Raw genomic sequence first — 23047 nt, 5'->3', positions numbered from 1 at the left:
GCACCTGCACACCTTAAAACACAAGAAAACTGAGGAGTTGGGAACATGTTGAACTTGAAAACAATGAGTGCGTCGATCGGAGCGATTGCACTGTCCGCCATGGCACTTTCCATGCCTGCAAAAGCGGATGAAGCGCTCGACAAACTGAAAGCGCAGGGCTTTGCCCGCATTGCCATTGCCAATGAACCACCTTTCACCGCGGTCAAGCCGGATGGCACCGTGTCCGGCGCGGGTCCTGATGTCGCCCGGGCCGTCTTCAAGAAGCTCGGCGTCGCCGATGTGGTCGCCTCCATTTCCGAGTATGGCGCCATGATCCCGGGCCTTCAGGCAGGACGTCATGATGTGGTGACAGCCGGCTTGTTCATGAAACCGGAGCGGTGCAAGGCTGTTGCTTATTCCGAGCCGATCCTGTGCGATGCCGAAGCTTTTCTGGTCAAGAAGGGTAACCCCAAGGGATTCAAGAGCTACAAGGATATCGCCGTGGATGCGAAAGCGACGATCGGCGCGCCCGGTGGCGGCACGGAAGAGCGGCTGGCGCTGGAAGCCGGTGTGCCGCGCGACCGCGTGATCGTTGTCCCCGATGGCCAGAGCGGCATCAAGATGCTGCAGGACGGGCGTATCGATGTGTATTCCCTGCCGGTTCTTTCGATCAACGATCTGGTCAAGAAGGCCAATGATCCGAATGTAGAAGTCTTCGCTCCCGTCGTCAACGCGCCGGTCTATTGCGATGGCGCTGCCTTCCGCAAAGACCAGACCACCCTGCGTGACGAGTTCGACAAAGTCCTCGCCGAGATGAAGACATCGGGTGAATTTGCAAAGATTGTCGAACCCTATGGCTTCTCCGCCAAGGCTGCCATGTCAACCACGCGCGACAAGCTTTGCGCCGGCTGACACACACCGCTGTCACGATCACTCCGGCGTTGAAACCGGAGTGATCGACCGCAATTTCCGTCACGAATGAGAGCATGACCGATGGGCCAATGGGCCGGATACTTACAGCTGATTCTGGAAGGGGCGCTGGTTACGATCAAGCTGACCCTGATGGGGTCCGTGCTTGCGCTGATCATGGCCTTTATCGCCGGGCTCGGCCGGATATCGCGTTTCCGGGCTGTGCGCGCATTGGCCACCACCTATATCGAATTCTTTCGCGGCACATCCATCTTTGTCCAGCTTTTCTGGGCCTATTTCGTGCTGCCGCTGCTCGGCTTCTCGCTCACACCACTGCAGGCCGGTGTTCTGGCGCTGGGTCTCAACGTGGGAGCCTATGGCGCCGAAGTCGTACGCGGTGCGATCAAATCCATCGGCCGGGAACAGTATGAGGCGTGCATTGCGCTGAACTTCAGCCGCTGGCAGAGCTTGCGCCATATCATTCTGCCGCAGGCCTTCGTGCTTATGCTGCCAACTTTTGGCAACAATGCGATCGAGCTTTTGAAGGCCTCCGCTGTAGTGTCACTGATTTCACTTTCGGACATGACGTTCCAGGCGCAGGTCGTGCGCGCGCAGACAGGCAGCACATTGATGCCGTTCCTGACCATTCTCGTTCTCTACTTCCTAATGTCGTCGGTCATCTCCGCCTCGATCCGCGGACTGGAGCGTTATCTGACCCGCGGCCTTGACGGTGTGAGGTCCTGAGATGGAGTGGGATTGGGCCTTTGTTGTCGAAATTCTTCCGACCATGATCGAGGGCGTGAAGATCACTGTTCTGGCAACCCTTCTGGGATCGGTGCTTGCTGCCATTATCGGCCTCGGCTTGGCCATCCTGCGCCGCTCGAAGAATGTCTTTGTCTCGAAACCGGTTGGCTTTCTTGCCGACTTCATCCGCGGCACGCCGTTGCTCGTGCAGCTGTATTTCATCTTCTACGTGCTGCCCGATGTGGGCATTACCCTTTCACCGCTGGTCGCCGGCGTCATCGGTCTTGGCCTGCATTACGGCACCTATACGGCGGAGGTCTATCGCGGTGGCATTGACAACGTGGCGCGCGGCCAGTGGGAAGCTGCCCGTGCCTGCAATCTCTCGGCGTTCCAGACCTGGACCCGGATCATTCTGCCGCAAGCCCTTCCGCCGATGATCCCCGCACTCGCCAACTACTTCATCGCCATGTTCAAGGAAACGCCGTTGCTTTCCGCCATCACGGTGCTTGAGCTGATGAACCAGGCGCGCAGCATCGCCAATTACAACTATCGCTACATTGAACCGATCACGCTGGTAGGCGCGTTCTTCCTCGTGATCAGTCTTGTGTCCGTCATTGCCCTGCGCTGGCTCGAACGCCGCTATGGGCAGATCGAGGAGAGATGACATGGGTATTCCGATCAAGGTCACCCAGACGATGACGCCGCTTGACTTCGATGACCGCCCCATTGCCAAGCGCATCGGTCTCGTGATCCTGGCCACGGATCACACGACGGAACCGGACTTTCAGCGCTTGGTCGCCAGCCCGAAGATCGGGCTCTATACGGCGCGCATCCCCTATGCCAATCCGACGACACCGGAAAATCTGCGTCGCATGCAGCCCGGACTGACGGTTGGCGCCGGATTGATCCTGCCCGACGAGGATCTCGACGCGATCTGCTATTCCTGCACCTCCGCATCGGTGGTTATCGGCGACGATGCGGTCGAGTCCGCGATCAAGGCCGCCAAGCCGGGCGTGCCGGTCATTACTCCGCCGCTCGCCGCCGTTCGGGGCCTCAATGCCTTCGGCGCCCGCCGGATCAGTGTGCTTACGCCCTATACAGTCGAGACAAGCACCCCGATGCTGGCTTATTTCCAGGCCAAGAGTTTCGATATTGCCCGCTTCACCTGTTTCGGTCTTGAAGACGACCGGGAAATGGCACGCATTAAGCCCGCATCGCTCATAGCCGCAGCAACTGAAGCCACGGCGCCGGATTGCGATGCCCTGTTCATATCCTGCACCGCATTGCGCGCCGCCATCGCCGCCCCGCAGATCGAAGCAGTGATCGGCAAACCCGTTGTCACAAGTAATCTCGCCACGGCATGGGCAACATTGCGTCTGTGCGGCGAAAATCAGCCACGACCGGAACTGGGACAGTTGATGACCCGTCCCATGGCGGCCTGGTAAGTCAGCATGACCCGAACATTCGTCACCCTGACCGAGATCGAGGCAGCCCGCGCCGTGATTGCACCGCACATCCTGCGCACCCCCACGGTTCACTCGGCAAGCCTGACCGAACGAATGGGACTGCCCGTCCATCTCAAACTGGAACAGCGGCAGATAACCGGAGCATTCAAGCTGCGGGGCGCCCTCAACGCCTTGAACAGCCTATCACTGGATGGAAGACAGCGCGGTGTTGTCACCGCGTCAACCGGCAATCACGGCCGCGCCCTCGCCTATGCTTCAAGGCTGCAAAGCATTCGCTCCGTCATCTGCATGTCGAACCTTGTCCCTGGCAACAAGGTGGATGAGATCCGCAAGCTCGGCGCGGAAATCCGGATTGTCGGCACGTCGCAGGATGAGGCCCAGGAGGAAGTCGAGAAGATCGTCGCAAGGGATGGTCTCGTCATGGTTCCGCCCTTTGACGACCCGGCTATCGTTGCCGGTCAGGGAACGATTGGACTTGAGATCGTCGAGGACGTGCCGGACGCGGAAACCGTTCTCATCCCGCTTTCCGGCGGCGGGCTCATCGCCGGGATTGCTGCGGCAATCAAAGGCTTGAAGCCAGAAACCAGGGTCATCGGCATTTCCATGCAGAACGGCGCGGCAATGGCCGCCAGCCTGAAAGCCGGTCATCCCGTCAGCGTTGTGGAACAGCAAAGCCTGGCAGATTCCCTCGGCGGCGGCATCGGCCTCAGCAATAGCGTAACCTTCGGGATGGTGCGCGCACTCGTCGATGAGGTCGTGCTGCTTTCTGAAGAAGAAATAGCGGCGGGCATCGTCCACGCCTACACGCAGGAGCGGGAAATAATCGAAGGCGCGGCGGCCGTCGGTATCGGAGCGCTTCTTGCGGGCAAGATCCGGTTGCAGGGACCGGTGGTCGCCCTGCTGTCCGGCCGCAATATCGACATGGAACAGCACCGCCGCATTGTCGCCGGATATCACGCAGGGGAGACCATGCCATGTCCCGCATGACCATTCTCACCGAAGCCGAACTGCGCCGCATCGTTTCTCTCGATCTGGATGCGGTTGCATGCGTCGAAGCTGCCTTTGAAGCCCTTGCTACGAAGGCCGTTGCCATGCCACCGATCCTGCGGCTCGACATCCCCGAACATCGCGGCGAAGTGGATGTCAAAACCGCCTACGTGCCCGGTATCGATGCCTTTGCGATCAAGATCAGCCCCGGCTTTTTCAACAATCCCCAGATTGGCCTTCCCAGCGTCAACGGCATGATGGTGCTGTTCTCCAGCAAGACGGGACTGGTCGAAGCCTTGCTGCTTGACAATGGCTATCTGACGGATGTCCGCACGGCGGCTGCCGGAGCGGTGGCAGCGAAATATCTCGCCCGCAAGGACGCAAGCATTGCAACGATCTTCGGTGCGGGTGTGCAGGCACAACTGCAGCTCAAGGCACTGACACTGGTTCGTCCCATTGGCGAAGCGCGCCTGTGGGCGCGTGATCCGCAAAAAGCCGAAGCGACGGCAGCGAATATACGGGCAGAGCTTGGCATCCGGATATCCGTTGAAAGCGATCCGTCGAAAGCCGTCGCAGGGAGCCATATCATCGTCACGACAACGCCATCCGAGAAGCCATTGCTTCGGGCGGGGTGGCTGGAACCCGGTCAGCATGTGACCGCAATGGGGTCCGATGCCGAGCACAAGAACGAAATTGATCCGGCCATTATCCGGTTTGCCGATCTCTATGTGGCCGACAGCCTGAAACAGACGCGGCGGCTGGGCGAACTCCATCACGCCATAGCCGCAGGTCTTATTTCAGAGAACCAGGCCTTTCCGGAACTCGGTGCCATCATTGCCAGCGCCAGTGCCGGCCGGCAATCGGACCATGCGATCACCATTGCCGATCTGACCGGTACCGGCGTCCAAGACACCGCCATTGCCACGCTTGCCCGTGACCGTGCCCAAAGGGCCGGTGCCGGTACGCCGTTTGAAAGTTGATATTGGAAAGTGAGGAAACCAGAATGACCGAGCCCAATCTGAAGTTCAGCCGCGACGAGTTTGCGCAGAGGCTGGCAAAAACCCGCAAGTCCATGGAGAAAAAGGGCATCGACGTACTGATCTGCAGCGATCCCTCCAACATGGCATGGCTGACGGGTTATGACGGCTGGTCGTTTTACGTGCATCAGGCAGTGATCGTTCCACCGGAAGGCGAACCTATCTGGTACGGCCGCGGGCAGGACGCGAACGGCGCGAAGCGCACCGCCTATCTCAAGCACGACAATATCGTCGGCTATCCCGATCACTACGTTCAATCCACCGAACGTCACCCGATGGATTTTCTGTCAAAACTTCTGGACGAGCGCGGATGGAGCAAGAAGACCATCGGCGTCGAGATGGACAATTACTGGTTCACGGCAGCAGCCTTCGCCTCGCTGCAAAAACATTTGCCCAATGCCCGGTTTGTCGATGGAACCGCACTCGTCAACTGGCAGCGCGCCGTGAAAAGCAAGACCGAGCTTGACTATATGCGCAAGGCCGCCCGCATTGTCGAACTCATGCACCAGCGTATCGTGGACAAGGTCGAAGTCGGCATGCGCAAATGCGATCTCGTTGCCGAAATCTACGATGCCGGCATTCGCGGAACCAATGCATTCGGTGGCGACTATCCGGCCATCGTGCCGCTGCTTCCATCCGGAGCGGATGCATCTGCCCCTCACCTGACCTGGGATGACCAGCCCATGAAGAACGGCGAAGGCACGTTCTTCGAAATCGCCGGTTGCTTCAACCGCTATCACGTACCGCTGTCCCGTACGGTTTTCCTGGGCAAACCAACCCAGGCATTTCTGGATGCGGAAAAGGCGACGCTTGAGGGGATGGAAGCAGGGCTTGCCGCCGCCAAACCCGGCAATACCTGCGAAGACATCGCCAATGCCTTTTTCGACGTGCTCAGGAAATACGGCATCGTCAAGGACAACCGCACCGGCTACCCCATCGGGATTTCCTATCCCCCGGATTGGGGCGAGCGCACCATGAGCCTGCGCCCCGGGGACAAAACCGTGCTGGAACCGGGTATGACATTCCATTTCATGACCGGTCTCTGGCTTGAAACCATGGGTCTCGAGATCACCGAAAGCATCCTGATCACGGACACCGGCGTCGAATGTCTTGCCAACGTGCCCCGGCAGCTTTTTGTGAAGAATTGATACCCATGACATCAGCTAATCTTCTAGCCCCATCCCCCATCACGCCGACCGTCGATTTTGACAGGGACGGCGTGCAGCATGGCTTCCTGCGTCTGCCTTATAGCAGGGATGATTCCGCTTGGGGGTCGGTCATGATTCCCATTGCGGTCATCCGCAATGGGAAAGGTCCGACAGCGCTTTTGACCGGCGGAAACCACGGCGACGAATACGAAGGACCAATCGCTCTCTTGGATCTGGCGCGCACGCTCGACCCGAAAGAGGTCAACGGCACTGTGATCATCGTCCCCGCCATGAACTATCCGGCCTTCCGGGCCGGGACGCGCACCTCACCCATTGACAAGGGCAACATGAACCGCAGTTTCCCGGGGCGGCCCGACGGGACCGTCACGCAGAAGATCGCCGACTATTTCACGCGGGAGCTGTTGCCTCGCGCCGATGTGGTTCTGGATTTTCATTCGGGCGGCAGGACACTCGATTTCCTGCCGTTCGCCGCTGCTCACGTCCTGCCTGACAAGGCCCAGGAAGCGCGTGGTTTCGATGCGGTCAAAGCGTTCTCGGCGCCCTGGTCCATGCGGATGCTGGAGATCGATGCGGTCGGCATGTACGACACCACGGTCGAAGAACTGGGCAAGACCTTCGTTACAACCGAACTTGGCGGGGGCGGCACAGCCAGCGCCGAAACAATCCGCATTGCCAAGCGCGGCGTCAGCAATTTTCTCCGGCATACGGGTATTTTGAGCGGTGATGTCGAGCTGCATGAAACACGGTGGATCGACATGCCCTCGGCAGACTGTTTCTCGTTCGCCGAAGATGCCGGCATGATCGAAACGATGGCCGATCTGGGCGATCCGGTCACCGCGGGTCAGGTCATCGCCCGTATCTATCCCATCGGCCGAACCGGAGCAGCGCCAGCGGAGATCAAGGCCCAACTTTCAGGGATTCTTGCCGCCCGGCATTTTCCCGGACTGGTCAATGCCGGGGACTGTGCCGCAGTGATTGCAGTCACCGAATAGGTGACTTGCCACCGTGGCACATTTTGCGGTGATTCCTATGCGCTCCAACGCCACTTTGCCTATTACAGCTGTTCGGCACACATTATCGCTGCTCTATGCGTTTGAGTACGGATTCAAGAGCTAGCGTCAGAGCCTTTGTGCCGCCGTTCTCGGTAAACTCCGTCAAGACCTGCTCATTCAGACCGCCCTTTGTCGAAAAATCGGACGCCATCGCCTCGAACGATCGCGCCTCCGATGCGCCCGTTGCATGGGACAGGCCCCCAAACAGCTGCCTCAAATAGGTGCTCGCTTGGTCGTAGGACATTCCTTCCGCTTCAAGCCAGCGGGCGCTTGTTTCCAGCAGGCCGAAATATGTACCCATCAACGCACTCGCTGCGCCAAAAAGATCGTACTGCTTGAGATCTTTTGCCTGAACTGCGGTTCCCAACGAAGAAAACAGATCAGCTATCTGGTCATGAGGTGGATATATGGCTGTGGCGCCCTGCAGATCAGCCACGAAAGGAAGAGGAATTGCCCGGGTAATCGTGACGGGCGCGTCAATCCATCTGGCAAGCGCTTCGATTTGGATAGCGGCGATAAAGCTCACCACATGTTGATCGTTGCGAAATCTGAGTTCGCCTATCACTTCCTCGGCAATTTGCGGCCTTACCGCAAGAAACACGATGTCGGTGCTGTCAACTACATCCTGGTTGTCTTTTCCGACGCGCACGATCGGAAACATTTCGTCAAGTCGGGCAGCGACGCTTGAACTGCGAGGCGAGACAACAAGGGTTTCGACATCGGATCTTGATTTCATCAGGCCAGTCACGACCGCCTCAGTTATCGCGCCGGATCCGATGAATCCCAGTCTCATGAGCTTCCCCCTCATTCGCATTGCGTTATCGCGTCCACAGTGGTCAATCAAATGAAACCCGCTATGGCGAACATTGACAGACTAATGGTCTCCCGGACGTGGGTCCAGCCACATCCATATCCATCCACGACAACAGCATATCGCCCCCAAGCAAAACAGGAATTGTTGGTTTGTCAGTGCTGCGGCTGCCTGAAGTTAATGTGTTGACGCTGTCGACTGAACCGGTCTCCAACCTTCGTTGACCAACCGTGAGAGTCCAACCAGAGTCCGAACCCGCTTCACGAAATTTTCCCGCTTTCTTGAGACTGCTCTTCACCCCGAGAAATCAGCCGCTCGACGATGAATACAAGGCATCCCGCTACCGTCAAACATGCCGCGAGAAAGAACATCGGTGCAATCGTGCTGCCCGTCGCATCCTTTATCCATGGCACGACGTTTTGAGCAATGAACCCGCCCAGATTGCCCACCGAATTGATCGCGGCCAACCCCGCTGCCGCGCCGGCGCCTCTGAGAAACCGCGAGGGCATGCTCCAGAACACGGGTTGCCCGGCGAATATTCCACCGGCGGCAAGGCAAAGAAATGCAAACTGCAGCGTCTGATTGGAAATCACGGCAGACAAGACCAGGCAGATCGCGCCAAAAAAGGCTGGTATGACGATGTAGGGCGTCTGCCAGCGTGCCCGCGCTGCCATATGCGGCACGACATAAAGCGCCACAGACACCACCACCCAGGGAATGATGTTCAGAAAGCCGTTGGCAACATTGCCGATGCCGAAGCTTTTCAGAACGGTTGGCAACCAATAGCTCAAACCATAGGCCGAGAGCGGAAAGCCGATGAAACATACCGACATGAGCAGGACACGCGGGTCAAGGAGCGCCTTGAATGCATGGCCGCCTTCCGTCCCAAGATTTGAATTCTCGTCGTCGATGCGCTTTTTCAGCCAATCCTTTTCCACTGCTGTCAGGAATGTTGCCTTTTCCGGCCGGTCGTCCAGATAGAACCAGGTCACGATCCCGGCAATCACCGCGGGAACGCCGGTAACAAGGAATACCCATTCCCAGCCTTTGAGGCCAAGGAGGCCATCCATTGCCAACAACGATCCGCCAAGCGGCGCTCCGATCGCATTGGCCACGGCGCTGAATATCATGAAGAGACCGACCATTGCGCCGCGATAACGCGCTGGGTACCACAGCGTCATGAGATAAAGCACGCCGGGGAAAAAGCCGGCCTCACACACACCCAGCAGAAAACGAAGGACGTAAAACATGCCAGCGCTCTGCGTGAATGCCAGCGCTATGGTCACCAGGCCCCACGAGACGAGAATTCGGGCGAACCATCGGCTCGCGCCGAATTTTTCCAGAAACAGGTTGCTTGGAACTTCAAAGATGAAATAGCCGATAAAAAACAGCGACGCTCCAAGCCCATAGGCATACTCGCTCATGCCGAGAGCATCGACCATCTGCAGTTTGGCAAAGCTGACATTCTGCCGATCGATATAGGCGATCAGATAGAGGATGCCGAGGAATGGCATCAATCGCCACGATATCTTGCTTATCAGCTGTTTTTCTACGACCATGATATTCTCCAAAAGGCATTGTGGGTGAAGCAGCCGAATCCATCAGGCCGGCTGTTGCTGGGTGCCTGTTACTGGTGTTTGTCCGAACCGGCCGAGGCGCCGGGCATGAAGCTGCACCAGCCGCTCACCGAAGGCGGTCGGGCGCATCGCCGGAGCTCGATCGAAAACCTCGATCCCAGCCCGTGCGGCGAAGAGGCGTTTGCCGTAACACATCAGATGTTCGATTCCCTGCATGACAAACGCCACGGCGGGCAGCATCTGCGCATAGGTATCTTCCGCCGATGCCAGATTGCCGGACCTGTAATCCTTATAGGCCCGTACGGCATAATCGATGATGTCCGGCGCAAGGATGTAGCCGGCGCAGCCGCCATTGAGCCCATCGATCAATTCAAGTCCGCCGCGGCCATTGAACACGGGAACGCTGCTCCCTATCGCCTGAATGAGGGTTTCGACATCGACAGCAGATGCCTCGGCTTTCAGCAGGCGGATATTGGGGTGACGGGTGGTAAGAGCCGTCATATCCGCTGCCCCGAGGCCGCGGCCCAGAAATGCCGGCGCATTCTGTATAGCGACGGGTAATGACGTGGCATCGGCCACCCTTCCGAAAAAGGCTATGTATTCCTGTGCATTGAAGCTTCCGGCAATGGGCGGCTGGAGGATAACCCAGTTCGCCCCCACCCGTTCGGCATGGCGGACCTGCGCGATCTGTTCGGCAACAGACGTGCCGAAGATGGTAAAGGCCAGCGGCAGGCGTCCGGCATTGTCCTCGGCCAGCCAATCCATGACCGTCCGCCTCTCATGTTCGGTCAATTTGGCGACTTCCGTCGCGAGCCCAAGCGCAGCGATACCCTGCACGCCGGTCGAAATGGCGATCTCGGTCTGCTTGCGCATGGCTTGGCGATCGAGTTTTTCGTCCCGGTCGAAGAAGGCGTATAAAATGGCGTGGATGCCGGAAAAATCATTGGATGTAGCGTTCAAAATTGTTTCCCCAGAATAGGCAATGGCAGATTGGAACGAGCACGGCGTGCAAGGGCAATGCCCAATATCCCGCCGATGACAAGCGCAGCAGCAACAAGGCCCAAGGCCACATTATAGTTGCCTGTTGCCTGCCGGATGCTGCCGATAACCGGTGGCAGTGCAAGACCGGCAACATTCGCAAGGGCGTTGATCAAAGCGATGGAGACAGCAGCGGCAACGCCGGATACATATTCCGTGGTGACAGCCCAGAATATCGGAATGACCGCCCAGTTCAGTCCAACGGAAAGAACGAGCAAGGCGTAGCGGACATAGCTGTCACCGGAAAAGACTGCCGCGATGATCGCAACGCCTGATGCGAGAAGGGGAAGGCCGAGATGCAGAGCTCTTTCGCCAGTCGCATCGGAATGCCGGCCATTGAGAAACATGAAAATACAGGCTGCAACGAATGGCACTGCTGAAAGCAGGCTGACGATCAGATTGTTGCTGCCCGACAGATCTTTGACGATCAAAGGCATGAAAAGCGTCAACCCGATTGTGCCGAAGGCCTGCAGCAGCCAGAACACCGCCAGCAACCAGATGTGCATATCAGCAAACGCTGCAACCCACGAGGTCTTGTGCGATACAACCGCCGCCTGTTCGCTCTGGATCGCCTGTTCCAGACCGCTCTGCTGCTCCGGCGTCAGCCAGCGTGCATCGGCGGGCCGGTCCGGCAGGAACCTGAGGACCAGGAAACCCAACAGGATGGCCGGTACGCCTTCGATGAGGAAAACCCACCGCCAGCCCGAAACACCCAGTACACCGTGGGCATTCAACAGCAATCCTGAAAGAGGCAAGCCGATAACGGAAGCAAGAGCAGCGCCGATATAGAAGAACGACATGGCATGGGCGCGATCCCTCGATGGATACCATCTGGCAAGATAGTAGATGATCCCCGGTGTAAACCCGGCTTCCGCTGCGCCCAGCAGAAGACGCATGCCGTAAAGCTGGTAAGCGCTCGTCACCAGCGCCATGCCTGCAGCAATGATTCCCCATGTCACCATGATGCGGGCGATCCACCGGCGTGCGCCAAATCGCGTCAGCGCGATATTGCTGGGAATTTCGAAGACAATGTAGGTGGCAAAAAACAGGCCAGCCGCAATCCCGTACATGCGCTCTGTCAGTTGCAACTCCGCGTTCATCCCCAATGCCGCTACGGAGATGTTTGACCGGTCGATATAAGCGACCAGATAAAGCAGCATCACAAAGGGCAAAATGCGTCGGTTGACGCGCCTGATCGCGTCGGACGTGTTGTAAGCAGTCATTTATTCCTCCCCAGAGCCGCTCTCCCAAGCGGCCTATCAAACATCATACGTTTAACATATGATGTTTGATAGGCAAGAAACTTTTTTGGAGTTCCACCCCGATTGTGTATGGGTGATGAAGCACACAACAATTGGTCGATGAGGTAAAAGCCATGAGAATCCGGAAGCCGAACCGAACCCGGATTGTAGTGGCAGCACTCGGAGCCCGCATCGCAACCGGCGAGTTTGCGCCTGGGGCACTCCTGCCCTCGGAAACGGTGCTTGAGCAAGAATACGAGGTCAGCCGTACCGTCATTCGCGAAGCCACCAAAATTCTTTCGGCCAAAGGCCTTGTGACCGTGCGCCAACGACATGGAACCCACGTCAATCCGCGTGAGCAGTGGATGTGGATGGATGGTGAGCTCATCAGCTGGCTGGCAAACGGCAAGGCCGCCAAGAGCGATCTTCTGGCATTCGCCGAGGCGCGCCAGATCATTGAGCCTGGCGCTGCAGCTCTTGCCGCTTTGCGGGCAACGCATAAACAGCGTGCGGAGATCGTCGCGGCCTATGAACGGATGAAGACAGGCCACGCATCACCGCAGGAGGCTATACTCGCCGACAAGCAGTTCCATCTTGCTATTCTGGACGCCACGCACAACCCTGTCCTGCAGAGCCTGCGCCAGACGATCGAGTCCATTCTGGACGCCATTTTTCCCCATACGGTTGGCACATTCACCCACAACCTCGACAATCACGGCGAGGTTGCCGATGCGATAGCGCGCGGCGACCCCGAAGCCGCACGCGCCAATATGGAGAAGGTCCTGCAGCATACCACCGGGTTTCTGCAGTCCGTCGGTTGAAGCGAGCGAAGCTTCAATGGCTCTCACGCGGTATCCCGGCACCGCGACACCCCACCAGGAAATCAAGGTCAGCCCCGCGGTCAGCCTGCAGAACACGCTCTGTATAAAGATGCTGGTACCCGCCTTCCATTGCTGGGACAGAAGCCTGCCAGGACTGGCGGCGCAATTCCAGCTCAGCGTCAGACACGTCCAGATGAAGTTTGCGCGCTTCGACGTCGAGTTCGATGAAGTCGCCGTTGCGCACCAGGGCCAGCGGACCGCCGACGGCAGCTTCCGGTGCGACGTGGAGGACGACCGTTCCGAAAGCCGTCCCTGACATACGGGCATCGGAGATACGCACCATGTCGCGCACGCCCTTCTGCAGCAGCTTCTGCGGCAGAGCCATGTTGCCAACCTCGGCCATTCCGGGATACCCCTTGGGGCCGCAATTCTTCAGTACCATGATGCAGGTTTCGTCAATATCGAGCGCCGGATCGTCAATGACGGCCTTGTAATGGTCGATGTCTTCAAAAACCACGGCACGCCCGCGATGGCGCATGAGTTCAGACGATGCAGCGGAGGGCTTTATGATCGCGCCCGAGGGTGCAAGATTGCCGCGCAACACAGCTATACCGCCTTGCGCCGTCAAGGCTTTTTCCGTCGGACGGATAACTTCCGGATCGAAATTCTCCGCCTGGGCAATGTTTTCGCCCACGGTTTTGCCGGTGACTGTCATTGCATCAAGCTCGATCAGGGCAGCTATCTCTTTCATGACGGCCGGAAGCCCGCCTGCGTAACAGAAGTCCTCCATCAGGAAACGCCCCGATGGCATGAGATCAAGGATGGTGGGAATGTCGCGCCCGAACCTGTCCCAATCGTCTAGTGACAATTCGCAACCGATCCGTCCGGCAATGGCCAGCAGATGAACGACGGCATTGGTCGAACCTCCGATAGCCCCGTTTATCCGGATGGCATTGGCAAAGGCCTCACGCTTCAAGATCGCCGAAAGCCGCAGATCTTCATGCACCATCTCAACGATGCGGCGCCCGGTCATTCGGGCAAGGCGTGCGCGATGCGCATCGACCGCCGGATAGGCGGCATTTCCCGGCAGGGCAATTCCCAATGCCTCAACCATCGATGCCATCGTCGACGCGGTGCCCATGGTCATGCAATGTCCCGGCGACCGGGACATGGCACTTTCAGCATTGGCAAACTCCTGTTCGCTCATGACGCCTGCCCGGACATCCTCCGAGAATTTCCACACATCCGTTCCCGAGCCGATCTGCTTTCCCTTGAAGCGGCCGTTCAGCATGGGGCCGCCCGATATCACGATGGACGGCAGGTCGCAGGATGCCGCGCCCATGACCAGGGATGGCGTGGTCTTGTCGCAGCCTGCCATGAGGACCACGCCGTCCATGGGATTGCCCCGGATCGATTCCTCGACGTCCATCGACGCCAGATTGCGAAACAGCATCGCCGTTGGCCGCAGATTGGATTCGCCGCAGGAGAAGACGGGGAATTCCAGCGGCAACCCGCCCGCCTCCAGCACGCCCGCCTTGATATGTTCGACGAGACCGCGGAAATGCGCATTGCACGGCGTGAATTCAGAAAATGTATTGCAAATGCCGATCACCGGACGGCCATCAAAGGCATCGTCCGGCAATCCGCCATTTTTCATCCAGCTGCGATGGATGAAAGCATCCTTGCCGTTGCCGCCAAACCAATGCTGGGATCGTCTCTTCGTCATGATAAATGCTCTGTCTTTGTTAATTGTTCGGGTGTTGCTGCTGGCTGAGACCGCCGTCCACGACAAGGCAGGCGGCGTTCATGAACGGGCACTCATCGGAAATCATGAACACAGCCGCCTGCGCGATCTCCTGCGGGGAGGCGATGCGCCCGCCCGGATGAAGGGCGAGTGTCTTGGCGCGCGCTGCAGCCGGGTCTTCAAAGCTGTTCCAGTAGTCGAGCACCTTCTGCGTTTCCACATAGCCGGGTGCCAGCGCGTTCACCCGCACGCCTTTGCCCGCATATTCGAGTGCAAGCGATTTGGTCAGGCCAAGCAGGGCATGTTTGGCGACCGGATAGGGAAAGGTCTGCGGTATGATCGTAAAGCTGTGTGTCGAGGCTATGTTGAGGATGACACCGCCGCCCTGCTCCAGCATCGATGGCAGTACAGCCTTGCTGCAGTTCCACGCGCCTTTGACATTGACATCAAAGTTGCGGTTCCACTGCTCTTCCGAAGTTTCGAGAGGGGTGGAGAACACGTTGATGCCGGCATTGTTAATCAGGGCGTTGATCGCGCCGATTTCAGATGCAGCCTGATTGACGGCGGCAAGAACAGCCGCAGCATCGCTGATATCAGCTATGGCAAATCCAACGGAAATTGACCTTGCCCGCAATTCATCCACCGCGCTTTCGAGCAATGCATGGTCCCGATCGATGAGAAAAAGCCGGGCGCCTTCCGCCAGACACGCCTCGGTGATTGCCAGGCCGATCCCCTGCGCGGCGCCTGTGATGACTATCCTTTTTCCGGCAAGTCGGTTCGTCATGGCACTTCACTCCCATCAAGAATTGTCAGTGATAGTCCGCCGCTGATTTCCTCCCCCGGAGCCAGCAATGCGAGCCCCATGGGATCGGCTTCGACTGAGGCCAGCGCGTTCGGCGTATGGCTCATCGGCTCGAAGCAGAAGAAACTCCGGTCCGTGTCTGGCGCAAAGAGCATGAACCGCGCGAAGACTTCCGTGGCTTCCGCTCTGAGAGAAAGATTGTGCTCCGGCCATGCAATCGTGGCCTTGCCGTCCCAACCCTCGAATGCATTGTTGATCCAGCGATCCGGTAGCGGTGTTGAACGTGCAAAAACCATATCCTCAGGCGGCGCTTCAAGGGTATGGGGAAGATGCGATGGCGCTTCCGTCCACCAACGGACTGCCGATGCCTTCAAGGCCGTTTTGGGCGTTCGCGGAAAAAAGGGATGAAATCCAATACCGAACGGCAGTGTCTCGTCGCCGCTATTGGTTATGGAAAGCTGCATGTCAAGCGTGGCGCCCGCGAGCCGGATTGTTTGCGTTGCCGTGTAAGCATAAGGGGAATTTTCATCCGCCTCCCTGCTGAATTCCATGGTCACCGCTTCAACCGATGCCTCCAGCACATTCCAGTCGCCAAGCCAGCCGTCTCCATGGAGATAAAGGCTTTCCTGCGTATTGGGAACGAATGATCGACGCTTGCCGCCAAAGTGGAAACCGTTGCCGGCAACCCGGTTGCCGATTGGAACAAGCGGAAAACATGCCGCTCGCTGCACTGTGAATTCCTGCTCCGTTCCGGCGTAGGGGCGCAGGAAGAAACGGCCATCCGACGTCTTGCCGTCCACCACCGCACCGCCCTTTGAGGCGACGCGGACAGTCATATACGCATTGTGCAGGACCAGAAAATCTGCTGGAACTGACTGTTCCCCGGATAGCATTTTATCGCCTGATGAACGCGCTGGACCGCAGATTGTCAAGCATCACCGCCAAGAGCAGGATGAGGCCGCGCACGATATATTGATAAAAGGCGGGAATGTTCATGAGGTTCATGACGTTCTCCGCAATGCCCATGATCATCACGCCCACAATGACACCCGCCATCGTGGCTCGTCCGCCCGCAAGCGATACGCCGCCGAGAACACAGGCGGATATGACTGAAAGTTCAAGGCCGACGGCCGCATTCGGTTGACCTGATGTAATACGGGACGCGAGCAATATCCCCGCCACGGCACAGACCACACCTTGCAAGGCAAAAATCCAGATTCTGGTCTTGTCGACATTGACGCCGGCAAGGCGCGACGCCTCCGGATTGCCGCCAATGGCCAAGGTATTCTTGCCGAAGACCGTGCGGTTCAAGACAAAGCCAAAGACCACGAAGAGGCCAGCAAGTATCCAGACCGGGGTCGGGATACCGAACAATTTCGAGAGCGCCAACTGATAGAAACCCGGATCATTGATGCCTATGGCGCGCCCATCCGACGATATCAGGGCAAGGCCACGCACAATCTGCATGGTCGCCAGTGTGGTGATGAGCGCGTTGATCCTGAACTTTGCAATGACGAAGCCGTTGACGAACCCGACGAACGCACCGCACAGAAGTGCTGCACCGATCCCGACCAGTATTGATCCGGTGGTGTTCGACGCCATGACAGCCACCATCCCGGTGAAAGCGGCCGTCGAGCCGACCGACAGATCGAAGTCCCGCGCTGCGAGACAAAACATCATGGTGCAGGCGACAATCCCCACCGTAACCACCGACTGCAGCAGGCCAAGCATATTGCGTTCGGTCAGGAAATTGGGAACCAGCAATGCAACGATCGTGAAGGCCACGATGAAAATCAGGACGATGCCCTGGTCCCCCAGCAAAATCTTCTTCAACTGATTGGTCATGCCTGTGTCCTCAATACGCAATTTCTGTTGGCTGCTTCACGTCCGGAAGCGCCGCTGCCAGGATCGCATTTTCTTCAAACTGGTCACGGTTCAACCCGGCCGCGATTTTCCCGGCGCACATGACGAGGATACGGTCGCAGATACCCATCACCTCGGGCAGTTCGCTCGAAACTACGACGATGCCCATCCCGCTTTCGGCAAGTTCGTAGAGAATCTCGTAGATTTCGGACTTGGCGCCAACATCGATGCCACGCGTCGGTTCATCGACGATCAGGATCTTCACACCCTGCTCGGCCAGCCAGCGGCCCAATATGACTTTCTGCTGATTGCCGCCGGAGAGGTTGACGATGTCCTGCTTGCGCGACGGGGTGCGTACCTTCAGGCGCTTGATGAAGGTTTCCGCAACCTCCACCTCCCTCTTCCGGTCGAGCAATCCGTATGGACTGTAATGGCGGCGCGAGGAAACATTGATGTTTTCTTCGATCGAGCGTCCCTGAAGAATACCGTCATGTTTGCGGTCCTCAGAACACAGAACAATCCCCGACCGGATCGCCTGACGCGGACTCCCGGCTTTCACCTGGGCACCATCGATCGAGGTTGCACCGGAAAACTGCGGATCGGCCCCGAAGACCAGTCGCATCAGTTCGGAACGGCCCGCGCCGATAAGGCCGAAGAAGCCGACAATCTCGCCGGCGCGCACATCAAAGCTCGCAGGCTCCGGCAGGCGTTCTCCGGAAACATTCTCCACCTTCAGACGCACGGCACCTGCCTCACGGCCGCGCCAGCCCCAGATATCGTTGATTTCCCGCCCGACCATTTCGGCTACGATCTGATCACGCGTTACGCCTTGCAACGTCTCATGATGTGCTGCGAGCTTGCCATCGCGCAAAACCGTCAAACTGTCGCAAAGCCTGAAAACCTCATCCAGCCGATGTGAAACATAGAGGATAACCTTGCCTTCGGCCCGCAAGCGGTCAATCAGTGCGAAAAGAATTTCACTTTCGCGGGAAGAAAGCGACGAGGTTGGCTCATCAAGAGCAATCACCCGTGCATCGAGCATCACTGCCTTGGCGATTTCCACCATCTGCCGTTCACCGATGGACAGCGTCTTTACCTTCTGGCGCGGATCGATATCGATCCCAGCATTCTTCAGTTTTTCAGTGACATCGGCGAACATTTTTGCGGAAGCAACTACACCCGCCTTTGCCGGAAAACGGCCAAGATACAGGTTTTCCGCCACGGTCAACTCGGGCACGAGCTGCAGCTCCTGGTGGATAACGATCACACCATGTTCGAAGGCGTCTCTTGAAGAGCCATACGCCTGAACATCACCGTCAATGCGTATTTCGCCCTCGTTCGCATGCTGATCTCCGGACAGAATTCGGATGAGGGTTGATTTACCGGCACCGTTCTCACCCATCAATCCATGCACGGCACCTTTGCGTACATCGAAACTGATGCCGGACAGCGCTTTCACGCCGGGATAGGTCTTCGTAAGATTTGAGAACTGTAAAAACGACACGTGGCTTCCCCTCCAGCTTGGCGGCGGAACAAACCGCCGCCAGGGATTTCAATATACGGCGAGGATTACTCGATACCGAGTTCCTTGCGCACCTGCTGGAAGGTGTCCCGCTTGGCGAGAGCGCCCGATGTCAGGGTAAGCTTTTCCGGCTGCTTGCCATTCGCCACCCACTCATACATGTTGGTGGCAGTCTCATAGCCGTGACGCTTGGGGGAAATGATAACAGTCCCGACAAAACCGGTCGCGGTCGGCTTCTTGAACTCGTTGATCGCCGAGTCAGCGCCGCCGATGCCGACGCCGATCACACCGTCTGCCGGAATGCCAACACTCTCCGTCGCGCGCACAGCGCCGAGCACCGCCTCGTCATTGAGGCCGAAAGCGACCCACTTCTTGATACCGGCATGCGCATTCAACACCACGGTTGCAGCATTCAGAGCAGCTTCGGTATCCGTCTTTGCCTGCGGGGCCGGAAAGATGTTCTCAGCCTTGAAGCCGTTTGCCTTCAGCACCGAAATGGCACCCTCGACACGGTCAACGGCCGTCGGCAGCTGATCGTAGGAAACGCGAATGGCTCCCACTTCCTCCGGCTTCCAGCCGCGCGCCTTCATCTCGTCAACGATGCCCTGCCCGACGGCTTCGCCGATCTTGGTGGCGGAAATGCCCATATGCGGCACCTCCTCAAGCGGTTTGCCGGCAGCATCGACCAAACGGTCATCGACCGTCATCATCTTGAGATTGTTCGCAGCCGCCTTGGCCACAATGCCCGGTCCGAGCTTCACATCGGGCGTGCAGACGACAAAGCCCTGAGCGCCTTGCGCGCCAAGATTGTCGATTGCCGACATCAGCTTCTCGCCATCCTCAGCGCCAATCTTGACGAGAGTAAATCCCTTCTCCTTGGCTGCCTGGTCGGCAAATTTCCATTCATCCTGGAACCAGGGTTCCTCCGGCTGTTTCACGATAAATCCGATTTTGGCATCCTGCGCACTGGCAGGAACCATGGACACGACAGACATCGTTGCGAGTGCGCCGGCGAGAATCGCCGTCTTGATTAAATTCATTGTCATTCCTCCCAAAAGCACGATCCCGTTTTCCGATCGTGATGGTACAATTAATCATTTTTATCATACTCGTCAATTGCTCTGGTATGATAAATAGTCTATTGCTCGAGGGATTGGAATTCTCGACACGATGATCGATAAGGCTGTGACGCCGTCGCGTCACAGAGGGGAAGAAATGATGAGCCAAGCCACTGATCCGTCAATTGCAGGCGCGCAGAAAACACGCCGCCCCCGCGTGATGCCGGACGTGGTGCGCACGCTTGCGCGTGACATATTTGCCGGCCGTTATCCAAGCGGCAGCCTTTTGCCACGGGAAAGCGATCTCGGCGACGCCTATGGCGTTAGCCGGACGGTTATCCGGGAGGCGCTGAAGGTTTTGGCCGCCAAGGGGCTGGTCAGCAGCCGTCCGCGCATCGGTACAACCGTATGTGATCCGGATAACTGGAACATCATCGACCCCCAGGTGCTGGAATGGCATGCGCCGCACCTCCTGGACGACCGCCTGTTTGACGCCATCCTTGAAACACGCCGCGCCATAGAACCGCTGGTTGCTGAACTTGCAGCGAGCCGGGCAACGCTGCAGGAAATCGCCGATCTCGAACTTGCCTGGCAGGGCATGGCCGACGCTGCGAACGACGTGGAACAGTTCTCGCGGTCAGACATAGCATTCCACCAGATCCTGTATGCGGCGAGCCACAACCCGGTGTTCCGTCAGATTGGCGGACTGATCGACGCGGCACTGAAATTCGTTCTCGAAACCACCGCCACCACTTCCAACGATCAGAGAAGCGAAGCGATCAAGGCGCACCGCGCCATGGTCGAAGCATTGCGGATGCGCGACGCTGCCGCTGCACGCAAGGCTGCCAGTGACATCCTGGACCTCGCCGCACGCGATCTTGCCGCGGCAAAATCTCTCAATGCAGGCAAAACCGTTTAAAGGTCAGACAGACGATGAAAATCACCGCACTCAAGACATTCATTGTTCCCCCGCGCTGGCTCTTTCTGAAAATTGAAACCGACGAGGGTGTCAGCGGCTGGGGCGAACCCGTTGTCGAAGGCCGGGCGCACACGGTTGAAACCGCGATCACCGAACTTGCCGATTATCTGATCGGCAAGGATCCGCGTCTGATCGAGGATCACTGGACGGTGATGTATCGCGGCGCCTTCTATCGCGGCGGCCCCATCCTGATGAGTGCGATCGCCGGTGTCGATCAGGCGCTTTGGGACATCAAGGGCAAAGCACTAGGCGTGCCTGTCCATGCGCTTCTCGGCGGCAAACTCCGCGACCGGATCAAGGTATATTCCTGGATCGGCGGTGACCGGCCGGCTGACATCGCCGCCGGCGCCCTTGACGTCACCAGCCGCGGCTTCACCGCACTCAAAATGAACGGCACGGAAGAATTGCAGATCGTGGACAGCCACGACAAGATCGATGCCGTCATCGAGCGTGTCGCGACTGTTCGCCAGGCAGTCGGACCGAACATCGGCATTGCCGTCGATTTTCACGGCCGTGTTCACCGGCCGATGGCACGGGCCCTGGTCAAGGAACTCGATCCCTATCGCCTGATGTTCATCGAAGAACCGGTGCTGAGCGAGAACCGTGAGGCGCTCAAGGAAATTGCCGCTTTTTCATCAGCGCCGATTGCGCTGGGCGAGCGCCTTTATAGCCGCTGGGATTTCAAGAGCGTTCTTGAGCAAGGGGCCGTTGATATCATCCAGCCCGACCTGTCTCACGCGGGCGGCATTACGGAATGCCGCAAGATCGCAGCCATGGCCGAAGCCTACGACGTGGCGCTGGCACCCCATTGCCCGCTTGGCCCGATTGCGCTGGCAGCTTGCCTGCAGCTTGATGCTGTCAGTTACAACGCCTTCATCCAGGAACAAAGCCTCGGTATCCACTATAACAGTACCAATGATTTGCTCGACTACGCCAAGGACAAATCCGTCTTTCACTACGAGGATGGTTTTGTGGCAATTCCGGAAGGTCCGGGCCTCGGCATTGAAATCAACGAGGAATACGTCATCGAACGCGCCAAGGAAGGACACCGCTGGCGCAACCCGATCTGGCGGCACAAGGACGGCTCCTTTGCTGAATGGTGATGTTCATGGGCCGTCATTTTGATCGATCATTCTGCGATCCATCGCTGAGCGATTCAGGTCAGTCCTAAATTGCTCGAACGGTTCAATCAAAGGGCGCGCATTCTTACCCGCAACTGAAATTTCGACGAGACATATCCCATATAAAGACCCTCGGTTTTGGTGTGGTCGCAGCGGAAACAAACGTCTGATGTCTTTGCTCGGCATTCTCAGATCGGTCGTCGCTCGCTCTTGAGCGATCTCCCAGCGCGCCGCGCACTTGTTATCAAGCGGTGGCTTGCAGCGGAATGCGCATGCAGGCTGTCAAATAATTTGAGTTGACCGTTTTTGATGGCGAGGCAACACTTGCAATCCACCGCAAGGCAGGAGGAAAAATGATGAATGAGCCTGACCGATGGCGTCACATGGCAGCCGCGCCGAGAGATGGCCGGCGGATTCTCGTCACGATTCGCCCATCCGAACAGGGGCAGGCAGAAGTCGACCTTGCCTATTGGTCGAAGGGTGATCAGTTCGGCTCAGAAGGCTGGCGTGCTTCCGATTCCTCGCCTGGCCGCCTCGTCGAATATGCCGAGCCGGAATTGAAATGCTGGATGCCAATGCCCACTGCTAATCTCGATGGCAGCTCCATGCCGTCACCATGGGAAGGCGACGACGCGCGAGAGCTCGACGGGACAGGGATTTAGCAGCTCGCGCCGATATGTTGGGAGGACTCAATATGGACTCTCAAAATCCTGTTGAGTCATCTGCTATTATACTCGCTACAGTCTAATGTTCATTGTTTTTATTAACTTTATTCCATTACCGCGCACCCATTGCGAAGATAGCTTCGGCAGCATGGACTGATAATCTTTTCTTAACCATGATGCCGAATGCGATATGCGCCTGATGGGGCTGCGTTATAAGGCTCATTTCGCTCTGCGGCCGTCCATCGTCTCACTATACGCCATTTTCCTGCATTTGCTTCGCTGTACAGCATTGCTTTAATTGGGTTTTCCGGTGTCCCCTGCCCTCTCCGCTTTGTCCCGTCACCCGCGCACTCGCCGGTGTTTTCCTCTTATCGGCATATACAACTGTTCGTTTTCTTGTGACTTACGCGTTTGTACATACTGGATTTGCTGGGGTTTTTCCGGGTGGTTTCGGCCGCGAAA

22 protein-coding genes are annotated in these 23047 nt (G+C 57.7%); 12 read left to right on the top strand and 10 right to left on the bottom strand.

Annotation, left to right across the window (positions count from 1 at the left end):
* The first annotated feature begins 45 nt into the window (after nucleotides 1-45).
* The 8 genes from ehuB (at nucleotide 46) to doeB (ending at nucleotide 7283) form a co-directional block, all read left to right on the top strand.
* Nucleotides 46-891 (top strand): ectoine/hydroxyectoine ABC transporter substrate-binding protein EhuB, encoded by an 846-nt coding sequence (ehuB, locus tag ACIQWS_RS21975; protein ID WP_403184293.1) that lies wholly within the window; start codon nucleotides 46-48, stop codon nucleotides 889-891.
* Between the two features lie 81 nt (nucleotides 892-972).
* Nucleotides 973-1632, top strand: coding sequence for an ectoine/hydroxyectoine ABC transporter permease subunit EhuC (gene ehuC / locus ACIQWS_RS21970; protein ID WP_223615332.1), 660 nt, complete (start codon nucleotides 973-975; stop codon nucleotides 1630-1632).
* Between the two features lies 1 nt (nucleotide 1633).
* Entirely contained in the window at nucleotides 1634-2296 is a 663-nt protein-coding gene (gene ehuD / locus ACIQWS_RS21965) for an ectoine/hydroxyectoine ABC transporter permease subunit EhuD (RefSeq protein WP_403184291.1), read from the top strand.
* 1 nt (nucleotide 2297) lies between these two features.
* Nucleotides 2298-3077 (top strand): ectoine utilization protein EutA, encoded by a 780-nt coding sequence (gene eutA, locus ACIQWS_RS21960; RefSeq protein WP_346305065.1) that lies wholly within the window; start codon nucleotides 2298-2300, stop codon nucleotides 3075-3077.
* A gap of 6 nt (nucleotides 3078-3083) precedes the next feature.
* A complete protein-coding gene (gene eutB / locus ACIQWS_RS21955) occupies nucleotides 3084-4085 on the top strand; it encodes a hydroxyectoine utilization dehydratase EutB (RefSeq protein ID WP_403184289.1) in 1002 nt (333 codons plus the stop codon).
* Nucleotides 4073-5065 (top strand): ectoine utilization protein EutC, encoded by a 993-nt coding sequence (gene eutC / locus ACIQWS_RS21950; RefSeq protein ID WP_403184287.1) that lies wholly within the window; start codon nucleotides 4073-4075, stop codon nucleotides 5063-5065. The genes eutB and eutC overlap by 13 nt, the downstream gene beginning before the upstream one ends.
* A 23-nt stretch (nucleotides 5066-5088) precedes the next feature.
* Nucleotides 5089-6270 (top strand): ectoine hydrolase DoeA, encoded by a 1182-nt coding sequence (gene doeA / locus ACIQWS_RS21945; RefSeq protein ID WP_403184283.1) that lies wholly within the window; start codon nucleotides 5089-5091, stop codon nucleotides 6268-6270.
* A gap of 5 nt (nucleotides 6271-6275) precedes the next feature.
* Entirely contained in the window at nucleotides 6276-7283 is a 1008-nt protein-coding gene (doeB, locus tag ACIQWS_RS21940) for a N(2)-acetyl-L-2,4-diaminobutanoate deacetylase DoeB (protein ID WP_346305069.1), read from the top strand.
* Nucleotides 7284-7365: 82 nt separating this feature from the next.
* Here doeB and ACIQWS_RS21935 read toward each other — a convergent pair whose 3' ends face one another.
* The 4 genes from ACIQWS_RS21935 to ACIQWS_RS21920 form a co-directional block, all read right to left on the bottom strand.
* The gene (locus ACIQWS_RS21935; RefSeq protein WP_403184279.1) at nucleotides 7366-8136 is read right to left on the bottom strand and encodes a pyrroline-5-carboxylate reductase; all 771 of its coding nucleotides are present in this window, start codon (nucleotides 8134-8136) and stop codon (nucleotides 7366-7368) included.
* A 278-nt stretch (nucleotides 8137-8414) separates the two neighbouring features.
* Nucleotides 8415-9713, bottom strand: a complete 1299-nt coding sequence (locus ACIQWS_RS21930) for an MFS transporter (protein ID WP_403184277.1) — start codon at nucleotides 9711-9713, stop codon at nucleotides 8415-8417.
* Between the two features lie 42 nt (nucleotides 9714-9755).
* Nucleotides 9756-10691 (bottom strand): dihydrodipicolinate synthase family protein, encoded by a 936-nt coding sequence (locus ACIQWS_RS21925; protein ID WP_346305072.1) that lies wholly within the window; start codon nucleotides 10689-10691, stop codon nucleotides 9756-9758.
* Nucleotides 10688-11992: an MFS transporter gene (locus ACIQWS_RS21920; RefSeq protein WP_403184274.1), complete on the bottom strand. Its 1305-nt coding sequence runs from the start codon at nucleotides 11990-11992 to the stop codon at nucleotides 10688-10690. The genes ACIQWS_RS21925 and ACIQWS_RS21920 overlap by 4 nt, the downstream gene beginning before the upstream one ends.
* Nucleotides 11993-12144: 152 nt before the next feature.
* Here ACIQWS_RS21920 and ACIQWS_RS21915 point away from each other — a divergent pair, with 152 nt between their 5' ends.
* Complete coding sequence (locus tag ACIQWS_RS21915) at nucleotides 12145-12831, top strand: FadR/GntR family transcriptional regulator (protein WP_403184272.1); 687 nt, start codon at nucleotides 12145-12147, stop codon at nucleotides 12829-12831.
* Nucleotides 12832-12844: 13 nt separating this feature from the next.
* On the opposite strand, the gene ACIQWS_RS21910 is transcribed toward ACIQWS_RS21915, so the two are convergent.
* The 6 genes from ACIQWS_RS21910 to ACIQWS_RS21885 all read right to left on the bottom strand — a co-directional run bounded on the left by ACIQWS_RS21910 (nucleotide 12845) and on the right by ACIQWS_RS21885 (nucleotide 19802).
* Complete coding sequence (locus ACIQWS_RS21910; RefSeq protein ID WP_403184269.1) at nucleotides 12845-14557, bottom strand: IlvD/Edd family dehydratase; 1713 nt, start codon at nucleotides 14555-14557, stop codon at nucleotides 12845-12847.
* A gap of 19 nt (nucleotides 14558-14576) precedes the next feature.
* Complete coding sequence (locus ACIQWS_RS21905) at nucleotides 14577-15359, bottom strand: SDR family oxidoreductase (RefSeq protein WP_403184267.1); 783 nt, start codon at nucleotides 15357-15359, stop codon at nucleotides 14577-14579.
* Nucleotides 15356-16270: an aldose 1-epimerase gene (locus ACIQWS_RS21900; RefSeq protein WP_403184265.1), complete on the bottom strand. Its 915-nt coding sequence runs from the start codon at nucleotides 16268-16270 to the stop codon at nucleotides 15356-15358. The genes ACIQWS_RS21905 and ACIQWS_RS21900 overlap by 4 nt, the downstream gene beginning before the upstream one ends.
* Nucleotide 16271: 1 nt before the next feature.
* The gene (gene araH, locus ACIQWS_RS21895) at nucleotides 16272-17222 is read right to left on the bottom strand and encodes an L-arabinose ABC transporter permease AraH (protein ID WP_346305398.1); all 951 of its coding nucleotides are present in this window, start codon (nucleotides 17220-17222) and stop codon (nucleotides 16272-16274) included.
* A 10-nt stretch (nucleotides 17223-17232) separates the two neighbouring features.
* Entirely contained in the window at nucleotides 17233-18744 is a 1512-nt protein-coding gene (araG, locus tag ACIQWS_RS21890) for an L-arabinose ABC transporter ATP-binding protein AraG (RefSeq protein WP_403184262.1), read from the bottom strand.
* Between the two features lie 65 nt (nucleotides 18745-18809).
* Nucleotides 18810-19802 (bottom strand): arabinose ABC transporter substrate-binding protein, encoded by a 993-nt coding sequence (locus ACIQWS_RS21885; protein WP_403184260.1) that lies wholly within the window; start codon nucleotides 19800-19802, stop codon nucleotides 18810-18812.
* Between the two features lie 178 nt (nucleotides 19803-19980).
* Between ACIQWS_RS21885 and ACIQWS_RS21880 the strand changes: the two genes are divergently transcribed.
* From ACIQWS_RS21880 to ACIQWS_RS21870, 3 genes are all read left to right on the top strand, one after another.
* Nucleotides 19981-20739, top strand: a complete 759-nt coding sequence (locus ACIQWS_RS21880; protein ID WP_346305400.1) for a FadR/GntR family transcriptional regulator — start codon at nucleotides 19981-19983, stop codon at nucleotides 20737-20739.
* A gap of 14 nt (nucleotides 20740-20753) precedes the next feature.
* Nucleotides 20754-21902 carry a galactonate dehydratase gene (gene dgoD / locus ACIQWS_RS21875; RefSeq protein ID WP_346305401.1) on the top strand — a complete coding sequence of 383 codons (1149 nt, stop codon included), beginning with the start codon at nucleotides 20754-20756 and terminating at the stop codon, nucleotides 21900-21902.
* Nucleotides 21903-22276: 374 nt separating this feature from the next.
* Complete coding sequence (locus tag ACIQWS_RS21870; RefSeq protein WP_403184256.1) at nucleotides 22277-22582, top strand: hypothetical protein; 306 nt, start codon at nucleotides 22277-22279, stop codon at nucleotides 22580-22582.
* Nucleotides 22583-23047 lie beyond the last annotated feature (465 nt).

This window comes from Phyllobacterium sp. NPDC097923, from assembly GCF_044760925.1.
Lineage (GTDB): Bacteria > Pseudomonadota > Alphaproteobacteria > Rhizobiales > Rhizobiaceae > Phyllobacterium > Phyllobacterium calauticae.
Note: the sequence above shows the minus strand (reverse complement) of the source record. Positions and strands in the feature narration are given on the sequence as shown.

Coding starts and splice junctions, on each gene's coding strand:
- ACIQWS_RS21900 (WP_403184265.1), bottom strand. CDS start 16,270: ATGCTATCCGGGGAACAGTCAGTTCCAGCAGATTTTCTGGTCCTGCAC.
- doeA (WP_403184283.1), top strand. CDS start 5,089: ATGACCGAGCCCAATCTGAAGTTCAGCCGCGACGAGTTTGCGCAGAGG.
- ehuC (WP_223615332.1), top strand. CDS start 973: ATGGGCCAATGGGCCGGATACTTACAGCTGATTCTGGAAGGGGCGCTG.
- eutC (WP_403184287.1), top strand. CDS start 4,073: ATGTCCCGCATGACCATTCTCACCGAAGCCGAACTGCGCCGCATCGTT.
- ACIQWS_RS21920 (WP_403184274.1), bottom strand. CDS start 11,992: ATGACTGCTTACAACACGTCCGACGCGATCAGGCGCGTCAACCGACGC.
- ehuB (WP_403184293.1), top strand. CDS start 46: ATGTTGAACTTGAAAACAATGAGTGCGTCGATCGGAGCGATTGCACTG.
- ACIQWS_RS21935 (WP_403184279.1), bottom strand. CDS start 8,136: ATGAGACTGGGATTCATCGGATCCGGCGCGATAACTGAGGCGGTCGTG.
- ACIQWS_RS21905 (WP_403184267.1), bottom strand. CDS start 15,359: ATGACGAACCGACTTGCCGGAAAAAGGATAGTCATCACAGGCGCCGCG.
- ACIQWS_RS21930 (WP_403184277.1), bottom strand. CDS start 9,713: ATGGTCGTAGAAAAACAGCTGATAAGCAAGATATCGTGGCGATTGATG.
- ACIQWS_RS21885 (WP_403184260.1), bottom strand. CDS start 19,802: ATGAATTTAATCAAGACGGCGATTCTCGCCGGCGCACTCGCAACGATG.
- eutA (WP_346305065.1), top strand. CDS start 2,298: ATGGGTATTCCGATCAAGGTCACCCAGACGATGACGCCGCTTGACTTC.
- ACIQWS_RS21870 (WP_403184256.1), top strand. CDS start 22,277: ATGAATGAGCCTGACCGATGGCGTCACATGGCAGCCGCGCCGAGAGAT.
- doeB (WP_346305069.1), top strand. CDS start 6,276: ATGACATCAGCTAATCTTCTAGCCCCATCCCCCATCACGCCGACCGTC.
- ehuD (WP_403184291.1), top strand. CDS start 1,634: ATGGAGTGGGATTGGGCCTTTGTTGTCGAAATTCTTCCGACCATGATC.
- eutB (WP_403184289.1), top strand. CDS start 3,084: ATGACCCGAACATTCGTCACCCTGACCGAGATCGAGGCAGCCCGCGCC.
- ACIQWS_RS21910 (WP_403184269.1), bottom strand. CDS start 14,557: ATGACGAAGAGACGATCCCAGCATTGGTTTGGCGGCAACGGCAAGGAT.
- ACIQWS_RS21915 (WP_403184272.1), top strand. CDS start 12,145: ATGAGAATCCGGAAGCCGAACCGAACCCGGATTGTAGTGGCAGCACTC.
- ACIQWS_RS21880 (WP_346305400.1), top strand. CDS start 19,981: ATGAGCCAAGCCACTGATCCGTCAATTGCAGGCGCGCAGAAAACACGC.
- dgoD (WP_346305401.1), top strand. CDS start 20,754: ATGAAAATCACCGCACTCAAGACATTCATTGTTCCCCCGCGCTGGCTC.
- araH (WP_346305398.1), bottom strand. CDS start 17,222: ATGACCAATCAGTTGAAGAAGATTTTGCTGGGGGACCAGGGCATCGTC.